This window comes from Cytobacillus firmus NBRC 15306 (genome assembly GCF_001591465.1).
GTDB classification, from domain to species: Bacteria; Bacillota; Bacilli; order Bacillales; family Cytobacillaceae; genus Cytobacillus; species Cytobacillus firmus.
Window position 1 is genome coordinate 1 of sequence record NZ_BCUY01000227.1, and the last position, 1,121, is coordinate 1,121.

Annotated in this window: 1 pseudogene; it reads right to left on the bottom strand. The window is 34.9% G+C overall.

Annotated features, from left to right (window positions below):
* Positions 1–839 precede the first annotated feature (839 nt).
* Positions 840–1,121, bottom strand: a pseudogene (locus BFI01S_RS23630) (hypothetical protein); the annotation flags it as partial.

The following is a 1,121-nucleotide window of genomic DNA, read 5'->3' on the forward strand; positions in this document are numbered from 1 at the left end:
CAGCGTTGAACCACGCGTTCAACAAATCGAACAAGAAGAACCGCAATAAGCCCAAGATGGAAGCCAAGCTTCCCAAGGCAGTACGCAAGGAGCACAAAATCAATAAGGAAATGAGTTTACAAGCAAAAATAATGAACAACAAGTAAGACAACAAAACAAACAAGCCCAGTCTCATAAAAAAAATAACTGAAGCACACGTTCGTAAAAATTACAATTCTAAGCATTATGTTGCAACATTCTTGGTATATTACAGAGAGCGAATAAAAACTAAGCTTTCTTACCAAGAGTTGTTTTATAAAAAATATAAAAGGAGCAAGTGTTATGCGATTACCCGAAGACTTTATAAGAGCTAGGCATAAAAAAGAAGGGTTAAGTTTAGATCAATGCTTTTCAAATCCTATCATACATAGGGAGATACATGGGAATAAGGTATTCATTCCATTGGATTTAAAGAGAATTTGGAATCAATAAAAGTTTTTAGCAATGAAATATAGCAACCGTTTTGATTATAAGGCTATTTTATATATAAGGGATCCCACCAACAAAAAGCGCTTAAAACATACGCTAAGCATAATTCGTCATGAATAAAGCCGATTTTTCCTCAACTTACGAGAAATAATCGGCTTTATGGATAAGGGGGCAATCGATTTCAAAATGAATCCATTCCTAAATACTATTTAAAAACCGGTTGATGTGAAACCATTACCATAATCTAAAAAAAGAATATTATTCGGGGTGACACAAAAATAATTTATTCAAGTGGATTAACGGACTAGTGCGCCTAATATATGTGATATATATAAAGATATCTTACCATAGTGTAACGGGAGGGTAGTGATTTAGTACAGGATATCTGATGTTAAAAAGACTCCGGCAGGAGGAACGCCGTTCTGATATATAGGAGGTTCAGTGAGTGCTGTATCAGTTGTAGCAATCCAAGTTCCGTACTCACCTGCAAGCAAAGAGGGAGGTTTCATAATAAACCGTCCACTTAAAACGAAATGACGAATTCTAATCGAGGGATCATCAAATATAGTTAAGTTACCAAAAAATGAGGCATATGGTGAATCAAAACTTATTTGTTTGGTGTTTTCTTCCCAATACCCATTAATTTGAATAGG